This is a genomic window from Massilia horti (assembly GCF_004614195.1).
Classification (GTDB): Bacteria; Pseudomonadota; Gammaproteobacteria; order Burkholderiales; family Burkholderiaceae_D; genus Telluria; species Telluria horti.
The window spans coordinates 1-25,176 of sequence record NZ_SPUM01000044.1; the positions used below are offsets into that span (position 1 = coordinate 1).

Here is a 25,176-nt window from a genome sequence, read left to right on the forward strand (position 1 = left end):
CCCCCCCCCCCCCCGCGGGGGGGGGGGGGGCGCCGGGCGCCCCCCCCCCCCCACCCCCACGCCGAGATGCAGCGCAAGACGGCGCAGACGACGCAGGCGATGGCCGACGCGCGGCGCGAGCTGGCGGCGCTGGAGCGGGGCCGTCATGAGGCGCAGGCGACGGAGCTGGCTGGAGTGCGGGAGGCGATCGGCGAGCGCAAGGTCGAGGCGGTCAAGCGCGCCGAGTCCGAGGACATCACGCGCGAGGTGATCGGGCGGCTGACGCAGCCGTCGGCGGCGCAGGCGGCAGCGCGGCTGGCCGAGGTGATTCTTAATCAGCGGCGTGACTGATCGCTCTTGCCGCAGGCAGCGGCACGTTCCGCGTGCGCACAGGTGCGCACCCTACGACGCAGTGTTTCAGACCCTTGTTCTGCACGCTGCTTAGCTTGCATAAATTAGTTAGCCCCAATAATCGTCGTTCCCGCGCAGGCGGGAACCCATAGACCACGTGAACCGATACTCAGCATGGGTTCACGCCTGCGCGGGAACGACGGTGTTTTGCCGCTTTCCTAAGCTGCGTTCGCGAACCGCATGCTCACATCGCGCTCGGGGGCGCTGGCGGCTGCGGTCCCACGGTTACCCCGGTCACAAAGTACTCGGTCTCGCCAAAACAGGTGCTCGGCAGCCCCTTGTGCTGCTGGTAGCTGATCTGCACGCGGTGCCCCATCGCGGCGAGCATCTGCTTGGCCACGGCATCGTCGCGCACAGTGAAGGCGAAGTGCTCCGGAATCGCCCCTGGCATGCTCGAGAGCAGGATCTCGCCTTCCCAGGTCTTGCACAGCCAGCCTTTCTTCGAGAACTTCTGCAGGTAGCCGGCACGGTCGCCTTCCGAGTATGACCAGTGCAGCGCAGCCCATGTGTACAGTGCGAACAGCGCAATGATCGCGGCGATCAGGGACAGGATGATGACGGCTGCTCGGCGGGGCAAGGACATGGTCTGGACGGCTCGTTGTTGATTATGGGCATTCATTCTGCCACGCCCCCGCCGATTGTCAAAACGTTCAGGCGTTCACTCCAAACGAGCGTGCCAGCGGCGCCAGTTCGCCGTGGTAGCCCTGGCCGACCGCGCGGAACTGCCAGTCGCTGTCCACGCGGTACAGCTCGCCGAAGATCATCGCGGTCTCGGTAGCGCTGTCCTGGGACAGCTCGTAGCGCGCGATCTCGGTTTCGTCGTCGGCGTTCAGGCAGTGGATGAAGGCGCGGGTGACCATGCCGAAATTCTGGTGCCGCTGCTCGGCTTCGTGGATCGTGGCCGCGACCACGATCCGGGCGATGTCCTGCGGCACCCGCACCAGGTCGATGGCGATGAGTTCGTCGTCGAGTTCGCCTTGCCCGGTGCGATTGTCGCCGATGATTTCCACTGAACCGTCGCTTGATACCAGGTTGTTGTAAAAGATGAAATCCTGGTCGTTGCGCACCTTGCCGTCCGCGCGCAGCAGGAACACGCTGCCGTCCAGGTCGAAGCTGGCGCCGCCGGTGATGCGCGGGTCCCAGCCCAGGCCGACAATGACGCGCTGCAGGCCCGGCACCTCCTTCGCCAGGCTGACGTCGCGACCTTTCTGAAGACTGATTGCCATCTGAACTCCCTTCCGTTTGCTCAAAATGAGCATGGCTGCGTTACGGCTCCTTGCCGTGCAACCGCACTGTCTGCGTCGCCTTGTCTTGCCCTGCTCATTTTGAAAAACCTCTTCAAACCAGTTCCCGCTTGTGCCCCTTGGACTCGATGCGCTTGCGATAGCGTATCGACGACCAGAGCGATACCAGGATGAAGGCCACTCCGGACAGGCCGGTGAACCATTCGGGAATTTCGTACTCGACGCTGGCGAACATGATCAGGGCCAGGATGCCGATCGCGTAGTGGGCGCCGTGCTCGAGGAACACGAATTCCTCCAGTGTTCCTTGCTTGACCAGGAACACGGTCAGCGAGCGGACGAACATGGCGCCAATCGCCAGCCCCAGCATGATGATGACGACGTCATTGGTGATCGCGAACGCACCGATCACGCCGTCGAATGAAAACGAGGCGTCCAGCACTTCCAGGTAGATGAAGCCGCCGATCGAGCCTTTGGAGATGATCTTGCCCAGGGCAGGGTCCGATTCCTCTTCTTCGAGCAGCCCGCTGAGCCAGCTCACGCCCACGTACACGATGACGCCGACCACGCCGGCGACCAGGACCGGCAGCTGTTGCCCCTGCGGCATCATGCTCATTGCGCCGAACACGGCCAGCAGCGCGAGCATCACGGCAAGGCCCTCGGTGCCGTAGTGCCCGACTTGCTCTTCGATCCGGCCCAGCCAGTGGAGTTCCTTTTCGTCGTCGAACAGGAAGTTCAGGCACACCAGCAGCAGGAAGGCACCGCCGAAGACCGCCACCTGGGCATGGTGCTCGGTCAGGTGGCGCGAGTACTCGGCCGGGGTCTCGATCGCCATGTGCCAGACGTCGACCAGGCCCAGGCCGGTTGCGGTGGCGACGATTACGAGTGGGAACAGCAGGCGCATGCCGAACACGGCCACCAGGATGCCGATCGTCAGGAACAGCCTGCGCCAGTAATCGTTCCAGGTGCGTAGCACGGTGGCGTTGACGACCGCGTTGTCGAATGACAGCGACACTTCCAGCACGGCGAGAATGGCGGTAATCCACAGCGCCTGCAGGAGGCCAGCCACACCGCCGTGCGAGAACCCCCACCAGCCGGCCAGGGCCATCACAATCACAGTAAACACGAGCGACAGCTTGAAGTGTCCCATGGCGCTCCTCTTGATCAACGTGCCGCGGACGCGAAATATTACCTGCTTCCGCTTGGTGCGCGGCGCAGCGGAGGTGTTCGGCCGGCGACCCTTCTGCGATAATTCCGTACGGAATCAACTTACTGGAACTTGCATGAATCTTGTTTATCTGGTCACTCCGGTCCTGACCTGGCTGGTCGTCGGTCCGATCAAATTTTTGATCACCAGCGCGCGCCAGCGGCGCTGGGCGTTCAACCTCGTCGGCAACGGCGGCTTTCCGAGCAACCACAGTTCGGTGGTTACCAGCATGGCAACCCTGATTGCCTTGAGGGAGGGAATGGGGCACCCGGCCTTCGGGGTGGCCGTCACGCTGGCGTTCATCGTGATGATCGATGCCAACAGCCTGCGCCAGCACGTGGGCCGCCAGGCGGCCGCGATCAATCGGCTGGCGGCGGACGATAGCCGCTACCCGCGGCTGCGCGAGCGGATGGGCCATACGCTGGTCGAGATCGGCGGCGGCATCCTGACCGGCATCGGCATGGGGTTCCTGGTCAACGCACTCTTCTGAATTTGACGTCCGGTCGTGAGACAACCGGACGTCCGCCCCCCGTCAGCGGACACTGCATTTCAGCGCGCCAAAATGCAGTTCGTCGCTTCTACGCGCAGTTCATCCATCCAAATCCGCAGTATGCAATAAGGTCAATTGACTGGTCTTGCGGCCTCTAGGATACTGCGTGCTGGCTGTATTTATCCCGAGTTTCACCATAATCAGAGTCCATCCTGGAGAACAATAATGCTGCGCAAAACTCTACTTGTCCTTGCCCTGGCTTCGGCACTTGCCGCTTGCGGCAAGGGGCCCAAGGAACCCGCCAAGCCGGGCCAGGGCGTTACCGCCCAACAGTCGCTCCTCGTGGCTCCAGAGGACTTGCTGACTGTCCAGAGCAACGCGCTCGCCTCCGGTCCGGTGATCACCGGCTCGGTCCAGCCCGAGCGCCGCGCCGACCTGCGCGCCGAGGTGCAATCGGTCGTGCTCCAGGTACTCAAGGAGAATGGCGAGGCGGTCAAGCGCGGCGACGTGCTGGTGCGCCTGGATGAGACCGCGATCCGCGACAGCCTGCTGTCGGCCGACGAGGCGGTGCGCGCCTCCACCCAGGCGCTGGACCAGTCCAACCGCCAGCTGGAGCGCCTCAAGACCCTGCGCGCCTCGGGCATGACCAGCGCCCAGGCGCTGGATGACGCCGAAGTGCGCCGTAACAACGCCCAGAGCGACCTGGCAGCCGCCAAGAGCCGCGCCGCTACTGCACACCAGCAACTGGCGCGCACCGTGGTACGCGCGCCGTTCGACGGCATCGTGTCCGACCGCAAGGTGTCGGCAGGTGATACCGCGGCCATCGGCAAGGAACTCTTGAAGGTGATCGACCCGACCAGCATGCGCTTTGAGGGCCGGGTGTCGGCCGACAAGGTCAGCACGGTCAAGGTGGGCCAGCCGGTCATGTTCCGCATCAACGGCTACGGCGACCAGCGCTTTACCGGCGTGGTCAAGCGTATCGACGCGGCCGCCAATCCCGTGACCCGCCAGGTCGAGGTGCTGGTGGGCCTGACCGGCGAGCAGCCGCGCGTGGCCGGGCTGTATGCGGAAGGCCAGATCGACGCCGAAACGACGGCGGTGCTGATGCTGCCGGAAAAGTCGGTGGTCAAGGCCGGCGACAAGTCGTTCGCGTGGCGCCTGAAGGACAACAAGCTGGCCAAGGTCGACATCGTGGTCGGCGCGCGTGACCAGCGTACCGGCAACTTCGAGGTCAAGGGCGGCCTGGCTGCCGGCGACACCGTGCTGCGCACCCCGGGCTCGAGCCTGAAGGATGGCCAGAAGGTCGAGCTGGCCACGGTCAAGGTGGCGAGCGCGACCAACCCGCAGCAGGGGAAATAACATGTTCCTCTCCAATTTCAGCGTCAAGAAACCGGTCGCCACGATCGTGCTGATCGTGGCCATGATGGTGCTTGGCCTGTATGCCCTGTCCAAGCTGCGCGTGAACAACGAGCCGGATGTCCAGATCCCGGTCCTCGTCGTGAACGTCCCGTATCCGGGCGCCTCGCCCGAGACCAGCGAGCGCGAGATCGTCAACCGCCTGGAAAAGCAGATGCAGGCCATCACCGGCGTGACCGAAGCGAAGGCCTATGCCAACGAAGGCGGCGCAACCATCGTGCTGCAGTTTGATTTCAAGCGCAACCTGATCGAGGCGGCGGACGACGTGCGCAACGCGATCGCGGCGGTACGCTACAAGCTGCCGATCGAGATGCGCGAGCCGCAACTGCGCCGGTTCGACCCGTCGGCGCAGCCGATCATGAACCTGTCGCTGTCGTCGACGAGCCAGAGCCATGCCGAGCTGTCGCGCCTGGCCGAAGACGTGCTGGCCGACCGCTTCCGCGGCATCGACGGCGTGGCCGACGTGCAGGTTGGCGGTTCGCTGTCGCGCCAGCTGTCGGTGCTGCTGCACGCAGAGAAGCTGCGCGAATACAACGTGTCGGCGAGCGAGGTGACCAGTGCGCTGTCGCGCCAGAACACCAACGCGCCGGTGGGCAAGGTGCGCGGGCCGCTGGAAGAGAAGGGCATCCGGCTGGTGGGCCGCATCGAGCGACCCGAGGACTTCTCGCAGGTGGTGATCAAGCGTAATGGCGACACGGTGGTGCGCCTGAACCAGGTGGCCGACATCCAGGACGGGTTCGCGGACGTCGACCGGCTCTCGACACGCAGCGGCAAGTCGAACGTCGGCATCTATGTCGTGCGTTCGCGCGAGGCATCCACCGTGACCATCGCCAAGAAGGTCAACGCGATGATCGAGGAGGTGCGCAAGGAGCTGCCGCCCGGCACCAAGCTGGACGTGACCTGGGACGGCGGCGAGTCCGCCCAGCGCAGCCTGAACAACGTGATCGAGTCGCTGGTGTACGGCGCCGTGCTGACCATCTTCGTGGTGTACGCGTTCCTGAACTCCTGGCGCTCGACCCTGATCACGGCGCTGTCGCTGCCGACCTCGGTGCTGGCGGCGTTCATCGCGGTCTGGCTGTGCGGATTCACCCTGAACTTCATGACGCTGCTCGGACTGTCGCTGGCGATCGGAGTGCTGATCGACGACGCGATCGTGGTGCGGGAGAACATCGTGCGGCACATGGAGAACGGCGAGGATCGCCGCACCGCGGCGCTGAACGGCACCGCCGAGATCGGCATGGCCGTGGCCTCGACCACGTTCTCGATCATGGCGGTGTTCGTCCCGGTCGCGTTCATGGGCGGCATCGCCGGCGAATGGTTCCGGCCGTTTGCGCTGACCGTGACCTGCTCGGTGGCGGTGTCGCTGCTGATCTCGTTCACGCTGGACCCGATGATGTCGGCGTACTGGGGCGACCCGCCGGGGCACCATGACGCGCCGAAGACGGGGCTGTCCAGGCAGCTCAAGCGCTTCAACGACTGGTTCGACCACCAGGCCGACCGCTACGGCCATGTGATCGCGTGGGCGCTGCACCACCGCCGTTCGATGGCCGTGATCGCGGTGCTCTCGCTGGCCGGCGCCATCGGACTGCAGGCCTGGAAGGGCGGCACGGCGTTCCAGCCCAAGACTGACCAGGGGCAGATCAAGATCGAGGTGCGTACGCCGGCGTCGTCGTCGATCGATTATGCGCGCCTGAAGATGGAGGCGGCGGCCGAGATTGCGCGCACCTTGCCCGAGGCGAAGGAAACCAACAGCTCGATCAACCCCAACGGCGGTTCGATCTACGTCGACATCGGCAAGCGTGGCGAGCGCAAGCGTAGTGCGTCCGAGGTCGCGGTTGCGCTGCGCGAGAAGCTCACCCGGCTGGTGGGCGCCGAGTACGTCGTGATGGATGACCTGAACGGCAACGGCAAACCGGTGCAGATTTCGTTCACCGGCTCCGACTCGCGCAAGCTGATGGAGATGACCTCGCAGTATATGGAGAAGCTGCGCCAGGTGCCGGGCGCCGTGGACGTGACCCTGTCGCAGCAGGACCCGAAGGACGAGCTGCAGATTGAACTGAACCGCGGCCTGGCCAATTCGATGGGCATCTCGGTCGGCGACGCCGCCACCGCGCTGCGCGTGGCGTTCGCCGGCATCGAGGTGGGCGACTGGGTCGACCCGACTGGCCAAAGCCGCGACGTGGCGGTGCGCCTGCATCCGGACGACCGGGTCAACACCGCCAACATCGAGCGCCTGCCGGTCCCGGTTGCGGGCACCAACATGATGGTGCCGCTCGACCAGATCGCCAAGATCAGCATGGGCAAGGGCCCGGCCTCGATCGAGCACCTGGAGGGCAAGCGCGTGGTCACCGTCACCGCCAACGCCCAGGGCCGCTCGAACGGCGAGGTGATGGCAGACGCGATGAAGCTGGCCAAGTCGATGGACTTCCCGCCCGGCTACGGGCTGAAGGCCAGCGGCCAGAGCAAGATCATGAACGAGGTGTTCACCAGCCTGGGCATCGGCCTGGTCTCCGGCATCGGCCTGATGTACCTGATCCTGGTGATCCAGTTCGGCTCGTTCACGGCGCCGGCGGCGGTGATGATGTCGCTGCCCCTGTCGCTGATCGGCGTGGTGCTGGCGCTGCTGGTGACCAAAAATACCCTGAACCTGATGAGCTTTATCGGCATCATCATGCTGATGGGCCTGGTGGCCAAGAACGCGATCCTGCTGCTGGACGCCGCCCGGGCCCGCGAAGCGGAGGGGATGGACCGCGAGGAGGCGCTGATGGCGGCCGGCCGCGCGCGTCTGCGTCCGATCCTGATGACGACGTTCGCGCTGATCGCGGGCATGACCCCGGTGGCCCTGGCACTGGGCGATTCCGGCGAGTTCTACCAGCCGCTGGCGATCGCGATCATCGGCGGCACGATCACCTCGACCATGCTGACCTTGCTGGTGGTGCCCACCTTCTATGACAGCATCGAGATCGCGCGTGACCGGATGGTGGCCAAGTTCCACCGGCGCGAGGCGCGCTACCATGCGGTGCCGGCGTTCGTGATGACGTTCGTGGAAGCGATCCTGACGCTGATCCTGGTGCGCCTGGTGTTCCGCTTGCTGGCGATGCTGGTGCGTTTTGTGGTGCGGATTACGACCGGCCGCGGCCGTCCGCAGGCCGCATGATCCAGACGTGATCAAGCCAGCCCGGCAGGGCTGGCACGCTGGCCGGGCCGCGTGCTTGCGCTGCCCGAAATGATGGAGCCCGCAGATGCGGGCTCCGTTGTTTTACGAGCCGCTAGAGCCGCTTGGCGTGGTGCTGCCCGAAGTTCCCGACGTGCCGCTGGTGCCCGAAGTTCCCGAGGTGCCTGAAGTTCCGCCAGTCGTGCCGCTGGTTCCACTGGTGCCACTCGGCGGGGTGGCCGGCGCGGTGCCTGGGGTGGTGCTGGGTGTGGTGCCGGTGGCGCCAGGCGCCGTCTCACTCGTGCCGCCGGTGGTGCCGGTGGCGCCGCCCGTGGTGCCGCTGGTGCCCGACGTGGTGCCCGGCGCGGTCGACGAAGGCTGCTCGGAGGTGGTCGTGCCAGTGTTGTCGCTTTTCTTGCATGCCGCCAGCGAGCCGGCCATCAGCGCGGCGAGCAACAGGATTTTCGGTGCAGTGGTAAGTGCTTTCATTGTTTATCACTCCTCGTTCACGTCTATCTTGTGCCGCTGTCTCCAGGTGAGGCGCTGGAGGGGCAACGGCGCCAGTTCAGCCCGCCGCGGACCTGGACTTGCCCACGGTAAGGACCATCCGGGAAACCGTCGCAGTTCGCGGCCCCGTGTCAGTGCACGAATTCGACTGTGAAAATTAGACTGGCAGCCCTGCTGCCAGTTCGTCGAATTGCTTACATCTTGCGGTAATTCGCGTTACTTCCTGCGGAACTTGATTGAGATCAAACGTCCTTGCGCCTGATCCTTAGCGGGTGTTTCAAGATGAGCTGGGCCAGGTGCGGCGGCCTGCCTGGCAGCCCTACGGCTTGGCCGCGGCCGGCACGTCCTTGCCGACCGTCACCGGCGTGCCCGTCTCCTCGAGCGGCGCGACGAAGTTGAGCAGCTTGAGCACCAGCTTGCCGCGCTTGCCGGCCGACGGATCGAACGCATACGAGGTGACCGAGCAGTTCGGCACGTCGCCGGCGCTGTCCGCCGCCAGGATGGTGGCCTCGTCGAGCCGTTCGAACAGGTAACGAAAGCAATTGACGATGACCTGGTGCGCCACGATCAGCACCCGCTCGCGGCTGTATTCGCGGGTGAGCGTGTCGAGCACGCTGCGCAGGCGCAGGATCACGTCGCACCAGCTCTCGCCGCCGGGCGGGCGGAAGTAGAACTTGCCCACGTGCTGGCGCTGCTCGTACAGCTCCGGGTATTTGTGGGCGATGCCGTGGGTGGTCAGGCGGTCGAGGATGCCGAACTCTTTCTCACGCAGGCGCTCGTCGACCACGACCGAGAGCAGCGCGGGACGGTCCATGCGCTGCATCAGGATGTCCGCGGTCTCGACCGCGCGGCGGTAGGGCGAATGCAGCACCACGTTCGGCCGGTGCCGGTGCGGCAGCGCCGCGAACCAGGCTGCCAGCGCCTGCGACTGGCGCACGCCGAGTTCGGACAGCGGCACGTCGACATCGCGTTCGGCCAGTTCGATATGGCGTGCTGCCGCCGCTTCGGCCGCATCGCGCGCAACATTGCCTGCGCTCTGGCCATGCCGGACGAGCCAGATTTCCTGTGGCCACTTTTGTTCCATTGCCGGTCCGTCGATGCGATTCAAACCGCGTCATCATAGACGGATTCGGCAGCAGGTCAGCGCACGATTAACCGGCCTGCATCAGGGGAAACCGGGGTGTTTCCGAGGGCCATTGATCAGGCAACCTGCTGGTCGACATCCAGGTTGACCTCGGCATCGCTGTTGAACACCTCGAGGTCGGTTTCGCCCAGCACCCGGCTGGTCACGGTGCCGGCGGTGATCGAGCCGCTCACGTTCAGCGCGGTGCGCCCCATGTCGATCAGCGGTTCGATCGAGATCAGGAGCCCGGCCAGCGCCACCGGCAGGTTCATGGCCGACAGCACGATCAGCGCGGCGAAGGTCGCGCCGCCGCCCACGCCGGCCACGCCGACCGAGCCGAAGGTGACGACCGCCAGCAGCGGCAGCAGGAAGCCCGCGCTGTACGGATCGATGCCGACCGTCGGCGCGATCATCACCGCCAGCATCGCCGGGTAGATGCCGGCGCAGCCGTTCTGGCCCATCATGGAACCGAACGAGGCCGCGAAGTTGGCGATGCCCTCGGGCGTGCCCAAGCGCGCGGTCTGGGTCTGTACGCTCATCGGGATCGCGCCGGCCGAAGTGCGCGAGGTGAACGCGAAGGCCAGCACCGGGAAGATCTTCTTCACATAGCGGCGCGGGTTCAGGCCCACCGCGCCGATCAGGAGCAGGTGCACGCAGAACATCAGGATCAGCGCGCTGTACGAGGCCAGCACGAAGCTGATCAGCTTGGCGATGTCCTGCAGGCTCGATTCGGCCACCACCTGGGTGATCAGCGCGAACACGCCGATCGGGGTCAGGCGCAGCACCAGCGACACCATGCGCATCACGATCACGTGCGTCACGTGCACGAAATGGCTGAACGACTCGAACACTTCCGGCTTCTTGCCCGCGATGCCGGTGGCCGACACGCCGATAAAGATCGAGAACAGCACCACCGCGATGGTCGAGGTCTTGCGCGCGCCGGTCATGTCGAGGAAGGGATTGGCCGGGATGAACGACAGGATCATCGACGGCAGCGAGATTTCCTGGGCCTTGGCCAGGTTGCCCTCCAAGTAGGCACCGCGCGCCACTTCCGCCGCGGAAGAGGTGAGGCCCACCGCGGTCAGTCCGAACAGCTTGGCCATCAGGATGCCGATCGCGGCGGCGATTGCCGTGGTGACCATCAGGGTGCCGATCGACAGCGCGCTGATCTTGCCGAGCGAGGAAGCGTCGCGCAGCTTGAGGATCGCCTGGATGATCGAGACCATGATCAGCGGAATGATGATCATCTGCAGCAGCTTAATGTAGCCGGTGCCGATGATGTCGAGGTAGGCGTTGGTCTGGGCGATGACCGGCGAGGCTGCGCCGTAGAGAGCCTGGAACGCCGCGCCCAGCAGCAGACCCAGGCCCAGGCCGGTGAATACGCGTTTGGTGAACGACAGTTCGCGCACTTGCATGCGGTACAGCAGGAAGCAGGACGCCAGGGCGACGGCAAGGTTCAGGAGCAGGTGGACGGTCATCAAGGCCTCGGTAAATACGAGCTAGTGCAGCGCGGAAATATGAAGGATGCATTGTATAGGCAAACTTGCAGCCGTGCGGACTGGGCGTTCCCGCTGGCCTAATGACCGTAACGTGAATCACCAACCTACGATTGCACGTCGTTCCCGCCATAGGCAGCGTGAAATGACGCTCAGCATGGGTCCCCGCCTGCGCGGGGACGACGGTGTTGGAGCTAACTATTCTTGTGGCGCGCGCTTGGCATGGCAGGAAGGAAGCTGGGTCCGCGCCGACGGACAGGCCCATCCTGCGGCCCGCGACAGCGCGCTGTTACGTTTCGGCCACGTAATGTTAAAACACCGCAAAGAGGCCGCTTGACCGTCCTTTCCAGCCTCGCAGGTTGTTTCTATAATTCAATTTCCACTTTCCGGGCTCCCGCCATCGCGCGCACGATCATGTTCAAGAACACCACCATCAAAACCCGTTTGATTTTCGTCATTGTCCTGCTCGGCCTGGAGCTGGTCGTGGGCGCGGTAGTCGGCCTGTTCAGCCTCGGGCAGGCGAATGACGAGATGGCATCGATGTACGACGATCGCCTGGTGTGCCTGGGCCAGCTCGACACGATCGTGCGCCAGCTGGACCAGAACCAGCTGGACGTGGCCCAGGCCGTGACGGCGGAACCAGCGCGGGTGCGTGTGCTGCTGGACGAAATCGCGACCAGCCGCCAGCTGATCGCGCAGCAGTGGCAGGCCTATTCCGCCACCAAGATGACCGATCGCGAACGGGAGGTGGCCGCCCGTTTCAGCGAAGCGCGCGCCAAGTTTCTGAGCGAGGCGCTGGAGCCGGCGGTCGCGGCGATCCGCGCAGGCGACCTGCAGCGCGCGACCACGCTCGTACACGGCCCGCTCAGCCAGTTGTTCCAGCCGGTGCGCGCGAGCATCGACGAGCTGATTCAGTTGCAGCTGGGCGAAGCGGAGCAGGCCGACAAGCGTTCCCGGTCGACCTATGAGCTGGTGCGTCTGGTGTGCCTGTCCGGCATGGCGCTCGGGCTGGTGCTGGCGGCCGTTGTCGGCGCCATGCTGGTGCGCGGCATCGTCAACCCGCTGGAAGAGGCGGTGCGCATCGCCGGCGCGGTTGCCAGCGGCGACCTGACCCAGGACATCGACGTGAAGTCGAATGACGAAACCGGCCGCCTGATGCGCGCGCTGAAAGAAATGAACCAGGGCCTGGCGAACATCGTCGGCCAGGTGCGCGCCGGGACCGACACCATCGCCACCGCATCCGGCCAGATCGCCGCCGGCAACCTCGACCTGTCCTCGCGCACCGAGCAGCAGGCCGCCGCGCTCGAGGAAACCGCCTCGTCGATGGAAGAGCTGACCTCGACCGTCCGGCAGAACGCCGACAACGCGCGCCAGGCCAACGCGCTTGCGCTGTCGGCCTCGGAAGTGGCGGGCAAGGGCGGCGCGGTGGTCACCGAAGTGGTGGCGACGATGGGCGCGATCAACGGCTCGGCGACCCGGATCGCCGACATCATCGGCGTCATCGACGGCATCGCCTTCCAGACCAACATCCTGGCCCTGAACGCCGCGGTGGAGGCGGCGCGCGCCGGTGAGCAGGGCCGCGGATTCGCGGTGGTGGCGTCCGAGGTGCGCAGCCTGGCGCAGCGCAGCGCCGCCGCGGCCAAGGAAATCAAGGCCCTGATCGACGACTCGGTGCAGAAGGTGCACCACGGTTCGGAACTGGTCGACCGGGCCGGCGCGACGATGGGCGAAATCGTGCAGAGCGTCAGCCGCGTGACCGACATCATGGCCGAGATCATGGCGGCCAGCCAGGAGCAGATCGGCGGCATCGAACAGGTCAATCAGGCGATCACCCAGATGGACCAGACCACCCAGCAGAACGCGGCGCTGGTCGAACAGGCGTCGGCCGCGGCCCAGGCGCTGCGCGAGGAGGCCGACGGCCTGGCCAAGGCAGTGGGCACGTTCCGCCTGAACGCCCAGGCCGCGCCGCGTCCCGCGACCGCAACAGCGCCCAAGGCCGCGCCGCGCATCGCCGCCAAGCCGGCGGCCAAGCCAGCCACCCGGCGCGCAGCCAAGCCGCCGGTGGCCGCCGCGCAGGATTGGGAAGAATTCTGACATCCGCCCCGCATATTGAAGTGGCAATGTTGTTGACAGGTATGACCTTGTTTGCAACACTCGGCTGACCTGCCCGCATTGTTCCGGCAGGGCCAACCTGCCGGGAGGTGCAATGCGTTCGCTGCTCAAGGGCCTGTTCCTGTTCGCGCTGTCGCACGCGGCGCTGGCCGCCGCGCCCACGGTCCAATCCTTCGCTCCGCAAGGGGTGGTCAAGCAGGTGCGCCAGGTCACGGCTCGCTTTTCCAGCCAGATGGTGGCGTTCGGCGACCTGCGCGCGCCCGATCCGTTCATCGTGGACTGTCCCGAGAAAGGGCACGGGCGCTGGATCGACGGCAGCACCTGGAGCTACGACTTCGAACGCGACCTGGCGGGCGCCGTGGCTTGCCGCTTCACGCTGGCGGACGGAGCGCGCGACCTGGCCGGGCAGGGCGTGACCGGCGAGCGCAGCTTCAGCTTTAACACCGGCGGCCCGGCCGTTGTGCAGCCGCTGCCGGAAGACGGCGCGTACGGCATCGACGAGCGCCAGGTGTTCATCCTTGGCCTGGACGCAGTGGCGCAGGAAGACAGCATCATGCGCCACGCCTGGTGCCACGCCGACGGCATCAATGAAAAGATCGGGGTGCGCGTCCTGGCCGGCGCCGAGCGTGAACGCTTCCTCGAACTGCGGCGTAACTTCGTCAACCGCTACCTCGAGGTTTATTTCAGGGCGCGCGGGGTGATCTGGCGCGCCAGTGCCCCACTGCGTTCACGCCGCGGCGAGCAACTGCCGGTGGCGGTGCTGCAGTGCCAGCGGCCGCTGCCGGCGAACACCAAGGTCGCGCTGGTCTGGGGCGCGGGCATCAGTGCCAGCAACGGGATCGCGACCGACAAGGACCAGCGGCTCAGCTACCGCACGCGCCCCGACTTCACGGCCAAGGTGCAATGCGACCGGCTCACCAGCAAGTCCGGCTGCATTCCGATTCTGCCGGTGCGGCTCGCGTTCTCGGCGCCGGTGGCAAGCAGTGCCGCGGCCCGCATTTACATGACGACCTCAGACGGCAAGCGCATCCTCGCGCAACGGGATGGCGAGGACGAACGCAAGGCCGAGTATGTATCTTCACTGGTTTTCAAACCGCCGTTCCCGGCGCAGAGCACCCTCACGGTGCACCTGCCGGCGGATTTGCGCGACGACGCTGGCCGCGCGCTCGTCAACCGCGCACGCTTTCCGCTTGCGCTGAAAATCGGCGAGCAGCCGCCACTGGTCAAGTTCAGCGCGCCGTTCGGCATCATCGAGGCGCGCGGCGATCGCATGCTGCCGGTGACGGTGCGCAACGTCGAGCCGCGGCTGGCCGGGCAGATGCGCAGCGTCGGCACCAGCCTGCGCATCGGGCCGGACCAGGAGCAGGAAGTGATCGGCTGGCTCAAGGCGATGGCCAGCGCCAGCGCCACCTGGAACGTCGGCGCCTCTTGGGGCATCCGTCCGCAATGGGGGGACGCCCTCGAAACACCCCTGCTGGCCGGCGAGTATGCGACCAAGGCGGAACGGTTCACCCTGCCCAAGCCGAACGGGCGCCAGGCGTTCGAGGTAGTCGGCATCCCGCTGCGCCGACCGGGGTTCTACGTGGTCGAACTGGCCAGCCCGCGGCTGGGCGCGGCGCTCATCAAGAATGGCAAGACCGCCTACGTACGCGCGGCGGCGCTGGTGACCAACATGGCGGCGCACCTCAAGCTCGGCGCGCAGTCGTCGCTGGTGTGGGTCACTTCGCTGGACAAGGGCAAGCCTGTGGCGAGCGCCGAGGTGACAGTACGTGATTGTGCCGGCAAGGAGCTATGGCGCGGCGCGACTGATGCCAATGGTGTCGCGCGTATCGACACCGGGCTGCCGGAGTCGCGTTGCGCCTCCAATTACGGCTATTTCGTCAGCGCGAAGAAGGGCGAGGACTTCACCTTCACCCTGTCGGACTGGCGGCAGGGGATCGAGTCCTGGCGCTTCAACCTGCCGATCGGGCAGATGGGGGATGACACGCGGCTGGTGGCCACCGTGTTCGACCGCACCTTGCTGCGCGCCGGCGAGACGGTGCACATGAAGCACTTCCTGCGCCGCCATACGCAGGCCGGCTTCGCATTGGTGCATGCGGGCGACAAGGTGCCCAGGGAGAGGTATGACTGGCGTATCGGCCAGGAGGCGGCGAAGGACAAGGGCCCGCTGCCGGACAAGGCCTGGCTGCTGCACCAGGGAAGCAACGAGAAGTTCGAGCTGCCGCTGCAATGGGACGCGGCCGGAAACGCGCAGGGCGAATGGAAGATACCCACGCAGGCCAAGCTGGGAGTCTACGACGTGCTGATCGGCGGCCAGGTGTCCGGCTCGTTCCGGGTCGAGCAGTTCCGCGTGCCATTGATGAAGGCGGTGGTCAGCGGTCCGCATGAGCCGGCGGTGGCGCCGCGCGCGGTGACTATCGACGCCCAGGTCAGCTACCTGTCCGGCGGGCCGGCAAGCCTGGCGCCGGTCAAGCTCGCGACAGTGGTGCGGGACCGGGGCGTGTCGTTCGCCGGTTACGACGGATTTACCTTCGGCGCGGGCGACGTGAAGGAAGGCGTGGTCAAGCAGGGGGGCGGATTCGACGAGGACGAGGGCGAATGGATTGGAGGAGAGGGGAGCGAAGCGCAGGGCGAGGGCCAAGCGGCGGCGCGCACGCAATCGCTGACTCTGGACCGTGCCGGCGGCGCGCGCATCGAGGTCGACCAGTTGCCGCGGCTGGACAAGTCCAAGACACTGCTGGCCGAGCTATCGTTTCAGGACGCGAATGGCGAAACGTCGACGGTGTCAACCAACATACCCCTGTGGCCCTCGCAGTATGTCGTTGGCATCAAGCCTGACGAGTGGCTGCAGAGCCGCGACGCTCTCAAGTTCCAGGTCGCGGTGCTGGACGTGAGCGGCAAGCCGGTGGCGGACGTACCGGTGGCCGTCGACCTGTTCCGCCGATCCACGTACTCGCACCGGCGGCGACTGGTGGGCGGTTTCTACGCCTACGAGAACGTCACCGAGGTCAAGCGGCTCGGCGCGGCCTGCGAGGGCCGCAGCGACGCGCACGGCCTGCTGCTGTGCACCGTCAAGACTCCGAACAAGGGCAACCTGATCCTGCGCGCGCGTGCTGTCGACCCGGCGCAAAGGGCCACAATCACCCAGCGCGACGTGTGGGTGGCGGGCAGCGAGGATAATTGGTTCGGCGTGACCGACAACGACCGCATCGACCTGCTGCCGGCAAAGAAGCGCTACGAGCCTGGTGAAGAGGCCAGCTTCCAGGTGCGCAGCCCGTTCCGCGAGGCGACCGCGCTCGTCACGGTCGAGCGCGAGGGCGTGCTCGATACCTACATCCGGCAGGTGTCCGGCCGCGAGCCGGTGATCACGATTCCGGTCAAGGGCAGCTATGCGCCGAACGTGTACGTGTCGGCGATGCTGGTGCGCGGACGGGTGGCGGGCGTGCAGCCGACCGCGCTGGTGGACTTGGGTAAGCCAGCCTACAAGCTGGGCATCGTGCCGATCAGGGTCGGCTGGGCCGAGCACGAACTGAAGGTGCAGGTGAGCACCGACAAGCCGGTGTACAAGGTGCGCGAACGCGTTGCGGTGCGGGTGAAGGTGACCCGCTTCGACGGCAGCGCGGCCGCACCGGGCGCCGAGGTGGCGCTGGCCGCGGTCGACGCGGGCCTGCTGGAGCTGATGCCCAACGCCAGCTGGAATCTGCTCGAGGCCATGATGCGCGAGCGCAGCCTGCAGGTGCAGACGTCCACGGCGCAGATGCAGGTGATCGGCAAGCGTCACTTTGGACGCAAGGCCGTGCCGCACGGCGGCGGTGGCGGCAGGGGGCAGGGCCGCGAACTGTTCGACACGCTGCTGCTGTGGAAAGGGAAGGTGACGCTCGACGCCAACGGCGAAGCGCAGGTGGAGGTGCCGCTGAACGATTCGCTCACGAGCTTTAAGATCGTTGCGGTGGCAAGCAGCGGCGCGGGTATGTTCGGCACGGGGCAGACCGAGGTGCGCAGCACGCAGGACCTGATGCTGCTGTCCGGGTTGCCGCAACTGGTGCGCGAAGGTGACGCGTTTCGCGCCGGGTTCACGCTGCGAAATACCTCGGCGGGCGAACTGAAGGTGGCGCTGTCTGGCACGGTGACGGCCGATGGCGGCAAGCCGGTGGCGCTTGCTGGGCAGACGCTGACGCTGGCTTCCGGACAGGCGCAGGAAGTCGGCTGGGACTACACGGCGCCGATTACCAAGGCCCTGCAGTGGCAGGTCGAGGCCAAGGCGTTGAACGGCGCGGCGAGCGACCGCATGCGCATCAGCCAGAAGGTTCAAGCCGCGGTGCCGGTGCGCACGCTGCAGGCGACGCTGCTGCAACTGGACCGGCCGCAATCGATGAAGGTCGAGCGGCCGGCGGACGCGCTGCCCGGGCATGGCGGCATCCTCACCACTTTCAGCGCAAGGCTGGGCGACGACTTGCCGGGCGTGCGGCAGTACATGGCGGCGTATCCGTACGTTTGCTTCGAGCAGAACATATCGCGGGCGGTGGCGCTGCGCGATGTGGCGCTGTGGAAGGCGGACATGGCGTCGCTGCCGGCGCACCTGGACGCGGACGGCATGGTCAAGTATTTCACGACGATGGGAGAGGGCAGCGACAGCCTCACCGCGTACGTGCTGTCGGTCGCGAACGAAGCCGGCTACGAGATTCCGGCCACGCTGAAGGAGCGGATGGAGAACGCCCTGGCGCAGTTCGTAGAGGGCAAGCTGACTCGCGGCAGCGGCCTGGCCAGCGGCGACCTGACCTTGCGCAAGATGGCGGCGCTGGAGGCCCTGTCGCGCAGTGCGCACGTGCATAGCTCGATGCTGGAGTCGTTCACGATTGAGCCGAACCTGTGGCCGACATCGGCTCTGCTGGACTGGTACCAGGTCCTGCAGCGCACCCCCGGCCTGCCGGAGCGCGACGCCCGCTTGCGGCAGGCGGAGTCGATGCTGCGCGCGCGCCTGAACCTGCAAGGCACGACGCTGGGCTTTTCGACCGAGCGGCGCGACGACCTGTGGTGGCTGATGGCTTCCGCGGACGTGAACGCCAACCGCCTGCTGCTGGCCATGCTCGATAACCCGGCATGGCAGGCCGACATGGGCCGGCTGGCGCGCGGCACCCTGGGCCGCCAGAGGCAAGGCCGCTGGGGCACGACGCTGGCCAACGCGTGGGGCGTGCTGGCGATCGAAAAATTCTCGAAGCGCTTCGAAGCGCAGCCGGTGACGGGCACGAGCAGTGCAACGCTTGCGGGCGGCGGCAAAACGGTGAACTCGCTTGTGCCGGTGCCGGGCAGCGCCTTGCAGGCGTGGCCGGAGCGCTTTGCTGAGCTGACGCTGCGCCACCAGGGCACGGGCAAGCCGTGGGTCACCGTGCAAAGCCTGGCCGCGGTTCCGCTGGCTGCGCCGCTCTCGTCCGGATACCGGATCGTGCGCACCGTGACGCCCGTCGAGCAGAAGGTGAAGGGCGCTTGGTCGCGCGGGGACATCTACCGCGTACACCTGGACCTCGAAGCGCAGTCCGACATGACCTGGGTGGTGGTGAACGACCCGATTCCGGCCGGCGCCACCATCCTGGGCAGCGGCCTTGGGCGCGATTCGCAGATCGCGGCCAGCGGCGAACGGCAGCGCGGCTGGGTCGAACCGGCCTTCCGCGAACGGGCGCAAGATGCGCTGCGTTCGTATTTCGAGTTCGTCCCGAAGGGCAAATGGAGCATCGAGTACACGGTGCGGCTGAATAACCAGGGGCGTTTCAGCCTGCCGCCGACCCGGGTGGAAGCGCTGTACAGTCCCGAGATGTTCGGCGAACTGCCCAACGCGCAGATGGTGGTCGGGCACTGATGCGCCGGCTTGCGCTGGCTTTGCTGCTGGCCGCGCGCGCCGCTTGCGCCGCAGTGTGCGGCTTTGAGGCGGTGAAGGCGGACTACCGGCCGTCCGATGCGCTGCTGCTCGACCGCAGCGGCGTGCCGATCGAGTCGATCCGCACCGACATGACGGTGCGCCGCGCGCGCTGGGTGGCGCTGGCCGACATGTCGCCCGCGCTTGGCGCGGCGGTGCTGCAGGCAGAGGACCAGCGCTTCATGGAACATGGCGGAGTCGACCTGCAGGCCATTGGCCAGGCCGCGTGGGACAATCTGTTCCGCAATCGTGCGCGCGGAGCGTCGACGATCACGATGCAGCTTGCCGCGCTGCTCGATCCGGCCCTGCGCGGTGGCCTTGAGGGACGCAGCTGGCTCCAGAAGTGGGACCAGGCGCGCGCCGCGCGCGAGCTCGAGGCGCACTGGAGCAAGCAGCAGATCCTGGAAGCCTACCTGAACCTGGTGACCTTTCGCGGCGAGCTGCAGGGGATCGGCGCGGCGGCGCGCGGCCTGTTCGGCAAGGCGCCGTCGGGGCTGGACGTGGCTCAAAGCGCGATCCTGGCGAGTCTCTTGCGAGGGCCCGGCGCGGCGCCAAAGGTGGTGGCGCGCCGCGCGTGCCAGCTGGCGCGCGAGCTCAAGGCCAGCGCGAATTGCGCATCCGTCACCTGGCAGGCGGAGGTGGCGCTGTCGCGCCCCGCGGCGATCGCCGTGCTCACACCTGCGCCACAGGTGGCGCGCAAGCTGCGTAGTGGCGCGGGCGTCGCGGTGCGCAGCACGCTCGACGGCGACCTGCAGCGCTTTGCGCTCGCGGCGCTGCGCAGGCACCTGCGCGAGCTGGCCGAGCGCAACGTCGGCGACGGCGCGCTGGTCGTGCTCGACAACGCCAGCGGCGAGATCCTCGCCTATGTCGGCAACGCGGGCTCAAGCGAGGTCGATGGCGTGGCCGCGCTGCGCCAGGCCGGGTCGACGCTCAAGCCCTTCCTGTACGAGCTGGCGATTGAGCGCGGCCTCTTGACCGCGGCCTCGCTGCTCGATGACAGCCCGGTCGACATACAGACCGCCGCCGGCCTCTACATCCCGCAGAACTACGACAGGCAATTCAAGGGCTATGCGAGCGTGCGCACGAGCCTGGCCAGTTCACTCAACATTCCGGCGGTGCGCACGCTGATGAACACGGGGCTCGACCAGTTTTACGAACGCCTGCACGAAGTGGGCATCACGAGCCTGGTTGAACCGGCAGACTACTATGGCTATTCGCTGGCGCTCGGTTCGGGCGACGTGACCCTGCTGGCGCTGGCGAATGCCTATCGGACGCTGGCCAGCGGCGGCCTGTACGGCACCCCCACCTTGCGCGCACGCGCGCCCGAGACCACGCGCCGGGTGCTCGACGCGCGCGCCGCCTTCATCGTCGGCGACATTTTGTCCGACCGCGCCGCGCGCAGCGTCACCTTCGGCTTGTCCAACGAACTGGCCACGCGCTTCTGGAGCGCGGTCAAGACCGGTACCAGCAAGGACATGCGCGACAACTGGTGCATCGGATATTCGGACCGCTACACCGTCGGCGTCTGGGTCGGCAATTTCGACGGCCGGCCGATGTGGGACGTGTCGGGTGTGTCGGGCGCGGCGCCGGTGTGGCGCGACGTGATGGATTACCTGCACCGCGACCGGCCGGGCACGGCGCCGGCCGCGCCGCCCGGCGTGGTGCTCCGGCAGGTGGAGTACCGCCCGGCCTTCGAACCGGTGCGCAGCGAATGGTTCGTGCAGGGGAGCGAGACCGATCTTGTGGAACTGGTGCCGCCGGCGCGGCGCGAACCGAAGATACTGTATCCGGTCGGCGGCAGCATCATCGCCATCGATCCCGATATTCCGGATGCGCTGCAGCGCGTGATGCTGCAGGCACAGGCGGGCCAGGGCATGCGCTGGCGGCTCGATGGCGCCGCGCTCGCCGCAGCGGACGAGCAGTTCGCGTGGCGCCCGTCGCCGGGCGAACACGAGCTGGAGCTGGTCGATGCCGAAGGCCTGCGCATCGACGCGGTGCGCTTCCAGGTGCGCGGGGCGCAATCGGCAAGGCACTGAGCGCAAGCGGTCAGCGTTTCTCCTCGATGACGTTGCTGGTCAAGGTGCCGAGGAAGGCCACCAGGTCGCGCACTTCGCCCTCGGACAGGCGCAGGGGTTTGAGCTCGCTGTGTCCCATCGCTGCGCGCGGCGCCTTGTTGTAATGCTCCACGACGTCGTGCAATGACGCCACCTGGCCTGCGTGCATGTACGGCGCCCTTCCCGCGACATTGCGCAGGCTTGGGACCTTGAACGCGCCGTCGAGCGCATGGTCGTCGCTGGACAGGAAGCGAAGTTCTTCGCACTGTTCGGGCTTGGCGTCGCTGTACGGGCCGAGGCAATTGAATTCGTCGCGCAGCAGCTTGGCGATGGCGGCGCCGCGGCCAGGATCGGGCTGGCCAGGTATTCTTGGGGCGATTCCCGTGTTGTGGAACTGCTGGTCGGTCAGCAAGGGACCATTGTGGCAGGTGACGCATTGCGCCTTGCCGATGAACAGGCGCAGCCCGTTCTTCTCCTGCGCGGTCAACAACTGCTGCGCCGTGCGGTCCTGGCGCTCTACTCCATCGATATAGCGGTCCAGGCGCGACTGGTCGTAGCCGAGTGTTTTTTCGTAAGCGGCGATTGCCTTGCCGATGTTGGCGAACACGCGCGACACCTCGCGCTTGTCTTCGTCCTTGAGCGCATCCCACGCGGCGCGTTGCGTCGGCGTTCCCAGTGGCCCGCCTTCATTCGGCAGGTGGCGCAGGTCCGGCATTGGGCCGAACAGCGCTTCGTATTGGCTGCGATAGTGGGCGTTAATCAGGTGGGCGTAAGCGAGCCGGTTGCCGCCATGCTCAAGCGGGTCTTCCATCGGCCCCAGGGCCTGCGACCACAGGCTGTCCTTGCGTCCGTCCCAGAATGCGAACGCCGAATGGCCAGCGCCGGCAAGCGGCATGGTGCGCCGCTTGCCGGTTCCGACACCCTGGCCCAGCGGCAGGCCGTCCTGGAACTGCTTGTCCGGCTGGTGGCAGCTGGCGCACGACACCGCGCCATTGCTGCTGAACCGGGCGTCGGCGAAGATGCGCTGGCCAAGATGCACCGCGGCGGGCGACTGTTCGACCGCGTTGGACGGGTCTGCCGGCGCCCGCTCCAATTCGCTCAGCCTGATCGAGGACATGATGACCAGCTCGTCGTCGCTCCAATTGTCGGTCTCGCGCGAGGCCAGCGCCGCCGCCAGCGCGGCGCCGGCGGTCAGGGCGGCACCGAGCACGAGTATCAGTTTTCCGAGTGCGGTTTTCATGGCGCGGACCTATCAACGTACTGCGAGTTGCGGGGCGGCCGGTTGCGCCGGACGGCCGTTGACAATGGTGTTGAAGGTGACGTTGTCCTCTCCAGCCGCCCCGTCGATCTTGTACTTGATCTCCCACCAGCCGGGCATGCTGAACTTCATGCCTTCGACCAGGTAGCGGCCGTCGCCGAGCTGGCGCGTCACTTTCGGTTGGGTCGGCAGGCCATGGCCGTGTTGCGGCATGCCGCCATCGACCGAAATCTTCAGGCCGTCAAGCGGCTGGCCGGCTGCCGAGGTGACCCGAACCTCCCAGGCGTGCATCTTGAACAGCGGGGCATAGCCGGCAGCCGGCCGGGTTTCGACGATATAGGTTGCTTTAGCGGTGTGCCGCACGGACGACAGGTCCAGGCCGGCCGGTGCAGACATGCAGCCGGTGAGGGCCACGAGGGACAGGAAGGCCAGGGACAAGCTTATTTTTTTTGCGTTCATGATGTCGCTTCCAATAGTAGGTTTTTTAGGGTTTCACTTCCGGCTGCTGAGCAGTTCCGGGTGGTGTGACGCTACTTTGGAGCTTCCCATCGTGGGAAGGTCAAGCACATTTATTAACTTCCGGTTTGGTGTTGTAAATCGTGCAGCGCCGCTATGAACAAGCGCCTTCCGGGCCGGTCCAAAGGGGTTTGGCGGGGAGGCCGGGATGCTCACGCAACAAACCAAAGACACCGTCAAGGCCACGGCGCCGGTGCTGGCCGAGCACGGGTACGACATCATCAAGCACTTCTACCGCAGCCTGCTGGGCACCCATCCCGAGCTGAAGAACGTGTTTAACATGCGGCACCAGGAAAAGGGGCAGCAGCAGGAGGCGCTGGCGCGCGCGGTCTACGCGTACGCCGCCAACATCGAAGATCCGTCGAGCCTGAAGGCGGTGCTCGAGGGGATCGCCAACAAGCACGTGAGCCTGGACGTGAAGCCGGAGCAGTACCCAATCGTCGGCGAGCACCTGCTCGGGGCGATCAAGGCGGTGCTGGGCGACGCGGCCAGCGAGGGTGTGATCTCGGCCTGGGCGCAGGCCTACGGCAACCTGGCCGACATTTTGATGGGGCGCGAAAGCGAGCTGCGCGAAGCGACCGTGAGCGAATCGGGCGGATGGAATGGCTGGCGCGACTTCGTGGTCGCCAGCAAGCAGCCGGAGAGCGATGTGATCACCTCGTTCGTGCTGGAGCCGGCCGATGGCGGGCCGGTGGTCGGCTTTGAGCCCGGCCAGTACATCGGCGTGGCGCTGCAGGTGCCGCGCCTGGGGCTGCAGCAGATCCGCCAGTACAGCCTGTCGGATGCGCCGAACGGGCGCAGCTACCGCATTTCGGTCAAGCGCGAGGGCGGGCCCGATCCGGCCAGCGCAGGGTATGTGTCCACGCTGCTGCACGACCAGGTGCAGGTCGGCGACACGCTCCGGCTCTCGGCGCCGCACGGGGATTTCTTCATCGATGTGAACGCGTCCACGCCGGTGGTTTTGATCAGCGGCGGTGTCGGGCTTACGCCGATGGTCAGCATGCTCATTCGTGTGCTTCAGTCACCGGAGCGCGAAATCGTCTTCGTGCACGGCGCGCGCAACAGCAGGGTGCATGCGATGAAGGACCGCCTGCGCCAGGCCGCGGCCACACATCCGAACTTCAAGCTGTTCATCTTCTACAATGAGCCACTGCCGGAGGACCAGCAGGGCAGGGATTACGACTTTGCGGGCCTCGTCGACCTGGACAAGATCGCCAGTCAGATCATGCTGCCGGACGCCGATTACTACATCTGCGGACCGATTCCGTTCATGCGGCTGCAGCACGACGTCCTGCTCAATCGGGGCATCAAGGAGCCCCGCATCCATTACGAGGTGTTCGGGCCGGACCTGTTTGCCGAGTAGTTTTACTTAAGCTGGGAGCCAAGCAGGGCAGGTAATTCGCCGATCAACCCGTCGCGTGCAACCACGCCGGGTGCCACGTCCTTGGGATCGGCATCGTCCTTTTTGATCAGGCGTGCAAAGACGAAGCTGCGCGTCCCTTTCGAGGCCCATCCGACATACCAGCCCCAGTCGGAGGCCCAGCCGGTTTTTCCGTGCAGTTTCCATTCGCCGGGCAGCTGTCCGTTCTTGGTGAGTTCGGCCGTCATGTCATATGCATGCTGGCTGACGCCAAGCTGGCGGTTGACGAGTTTGGTCAGGAACGACAGCTGCTCCAATGGCGAAATCCGCAGCGATGAGTTAATCCAGGAGAGCGTCAAACCGTCATGTTTGGCGTCGCCCGATACGTCGGCGTTCCCGAACTGGAAGTTTTTGGTGTATTGGGCGAAGCGCTCTTTGCCCAGCGACTGGGTGATCTGCTGCGAATACCACACGACCGATTCCTTCATCCACCTGGCCGGATCGGTCGGCTGCTTCCAAGACTCGATCCAATCTACGTATCCTTCACGAAAGGGCAAAGCAGGCGTGTGCCCGTCTTTCAGGAAACCCGAGTCGTATCCCATCAGGCTGATGGCGATCTTGAAAGTGGAGGCGGGGGTGACGCGCTGCTCGCATTCGCCCCGCTGGAGCAGGATTTTTCCTGTGCTGGCATCGGCAATGGCTGTGCACACCTCGCGGGCGCTGGCGTTCGAGATCGCGAGCGTGGCCGCCAGGGCGACCATGGCAAATTGGCGTAAATTCATGATTCTTCTCCCAGCATCTGTTGTGTCGCTCTTTTGCCGAGGTCGGCAAGTGGCGTCCAACGGCAGTGTACGGGAGTTGCCAAATCGTCACAAGAAGAATGGCCCGTAGGGTGCGCACCTGTGCGCACGCGGTACGGTTGAGCAAAGTTTGCGTACGCC

General features: G+C 66.1%; 17 protein-coding genes. 8 read left to right on the forward strand and 9 right to left on the reverse strand.

Annotated elements, in window-relative coordinates; translation table 11 throughout:
* Positions 1-66 precede the first annotated feature (66 nt).
* Positions 67-330 (forward strand): hypothetical protein, encoded by a 264-nt coding sequence (locus tag E4O92_RS07390; RefSeq protein WP_167759726.1) that lies wholly within the window; start codon positions 67-69, stop codon positions 328-330.
* Between the two features lie 244 nt (positions 331-574).
* On the opposite strand, the gene E4O92_RS07395 is transcribed toward E4O92_RS07390, so the two are convergent.
* The 3 genes from E4O92_RS07395 to E4O92_RS07405 form a co-directional block, all read right to left on the reverse strand.
* Positions 575-973 carry a DUF8785 domain-containing protein gene (locus tag E4O92_RS07395; RefSeq protein WP_135189122.1) on the reverse strand — a complete coding sequence of 133 codons (399 nt, stop codon included), beginning with the start codon at positions 971-973 and terminating at the stop codon, positions 575-577.
* Between the two features lie 67 nt (positions 974-1,040).
* Positions 1,041-1,616, reverse strand: coding sequence for a TerD family protein (locus tag E4O92_RS07400; RefSeq protein ID WP_135189123.1), 576 nt, complete (start codon positions 1,614-1,616; stop codon positions 1,041-1,043).
* Positions 1,617-1,728: 112 nt separating this feature from the next.
* Complete coding sequence (locus E4O92_RS07405; protein WP_135189124.1) at positions 1,729-2,781, reverse strand: DUF475 domain-containing protein; 1,053 nt, start codon at positions 2,779-2,781, stop codon at positions 1,729-1,731.
* Positions 2,782-2,914: 133 nt separating this feature from the next.
* Here E4O92_RS07405 and E4O92_RS07410 point away from each other — a divergent pair, with 133 nt between their 5' ends.
* The 3 genes from E4O92_RS07410 (at position 2,915) to E4O92_RS07420 (ending at position 7,901) form a co-directional block, all read left to right on the forward strand.
* On the forward strand, positions 2,915-3,328 hold the full coding sequence (locus tag E4O92_RS07410) for a divergent PAP2 family protein (RefSeq protein ID WP_135189125.1): 414 nt from the start codon (positions 2,915-2,917) through the stop codon (positions 3,326-3,328).
* Positions 3,329-3,553: 225 nt separating this feature from the next.
* Positions 3,554-4,687: an efflux RND transporter periplasmic adaptor subunit gene (locus E4O92_RS07415; RefSeq protein WP_135189126.1), complete on the forward strand. Its 1,134-nt coding sequence runs from the start codon at positions 3,554-3,556 to the stop codon at positions 4,685-4,687.
* Position 4,688: 1 nt separating this feature from the next.
* Positions 4,689-7,901, forward strand: a complete 3,213-nt coding sequence (locus tag E4O92_RS07420; protein WP_135189127.1) for an efflux RND transporter permease subunit — start codon at positions 4,689-4,691, stop codon at positions 7,899-7,901.
* Between the two features lie 102 nt (positions 7,902-8,003).
* Here E4O92_RS07420 and E4O92_RS07425 read toward each other — a convergent pair whose 3' ends face one another.
* The 3 genes from E4O92_RS07425 to E4O92_RS07435 form a co-directional block, all read right to left on the reverse strand.
* A complete protein-coding gene (locus E4O92_RS07425; protein ID WP_135189128.1) occupies positions 8,004-8,387 on the reverse strand; it encodes a hypothetical protein in 384 nt (127 codons plus the stop codon).
* Between the two features lie 337 nt (positions 8,388-8,724).
* Entirely contained in the window at positions 8,725-9,489 is a 765-nt protein-coding gene (locus E4O92_RS07430; RefSeq protein WP_135189129.1) for a histidine phosphatase family protein, read from the reverse strand.
* Between the two features lie 116 nt (positions 9,490-9,605).
* The gene (locus E4O92_RS07435) at positions 9,606-11,006 is read right to left on the reverse strand and encodes an L-cystine transporter (protein ID WP_135189130.1); all 1,401 of its coding nucleotides are present in this window, start codon (positions 11,004-11,006) and stop codon (positions 9,606-9,608) included.
* Positions 11,007-11,438: 432 nt separating this feature from the next.
* On the opposite strand from E4O92_RS07435, the gene E4O92_RS07440 reads away from it, so the two are divergent.
* The 3 genes from E4O92_RS07440 (at position 11,439) to pbpC (ending at position 21,083) form a co-directional block, all read left to right on the forward strand.
* Positions 11,439-13,118 carry a methyl-accepting chemotaxis protein gene (locus E4O92_RS07440; RefSeq protein WP_135189131.1) on the forward strand — a complete coding sequence of 560 codons (1,680 nt, stop codon included), beginning with the start codon at positions 11,439-11,441 and terminating at the stop codon, positions 13,116-13,118.
* A gap of 112 nt (positions 13,119-13,230) precedes the next feature.
* On the forward strand, positions 13,231-18,990 hold the full coding sequence (locus tag E4O92_RS07445) for an alpha-2-macroglobulin family protein (RefSeq protein ID WP_135189132.1): 5,760 nt from the start codon (positions 13,231-13,233) through the stop codon (positions 18,988-18,990).
* Positions 18,990-21,083: a penicillin-binding protein 1C gene (gene pbpC, locus E4O92_RS07450; RefSeq protein ID WP_135189133.1), complete on the forward strand. Its 2,094-nt coding sequence runs from the start codon at positions 18,990-18,992 to the stop codon at positions 21,081-21,083. The genes E4O92_RS07445 and pbpC overlap by 1 nt, the downstream gene beginning before the upstream one ends.
* Positions 21,084-21,093: 10 nt before the next feature.
* Here pbpC and E4O92_RS07455 read toward each other — a convergent pair whose 3' ends face one another.
* Together E4O92_RS07455 and E4O92_RS07460 are read right to left on the reverse strand one after the other, a co-directional pair.
* A complete protein-coding gene (locus E4O92_RS07455) occupies positions 21,094-22,341 on the reverse strand; it encodes a cytochrome-c peroxidase (protein ID WP_135189134.1) in 1,248 nt (415 codons plus the stop codon).
* Between the two features lie 12 nt (positions 22,342-22,353).
* Entirely contained in the window at positions 22,354-22,818 is a 465-nt protein-coding gene (locus E4O92_RS07460; protein ID WP_135189135.1) for a FixH family protein, read from the reverse strand.
* A 205-nt stretch (positions 22,819-23,023) separates the two neighbouring features.
* Here E4O92_RS07460 and hmpA point away from each other — a divergent pair, with 205 nt between their 5' ends.
* Positions 23,024-24,238 (forward strand): NO-inducible flavohemoprotein, encoded by a 1,215-nt coding sequence (gene hmpA, locus E4O92_RS07465; protein ID WP_135189136.1) that lies wholly within the window; start codon positions 23,024-23,026, stop codon positions 24,236-24,238.
* A 2-nt stretch (positions 24,239-24,240) separates the two neighbouring features.
* Here the strand turns inward: hmpA and blaOXA are convergent, their stop codons facing one another.
* Entirely contained in the window at positions 24,241-25,017 is a 777-nt protein-coding gene (gene blaOXA, locus E4O92_RS07470; RefSeq protein WP_135189137.1) for a class D beta-lactamase, read from the reverse strand.
* Positions 25,018-25,176: the final 159 nt, after the last annotated feature.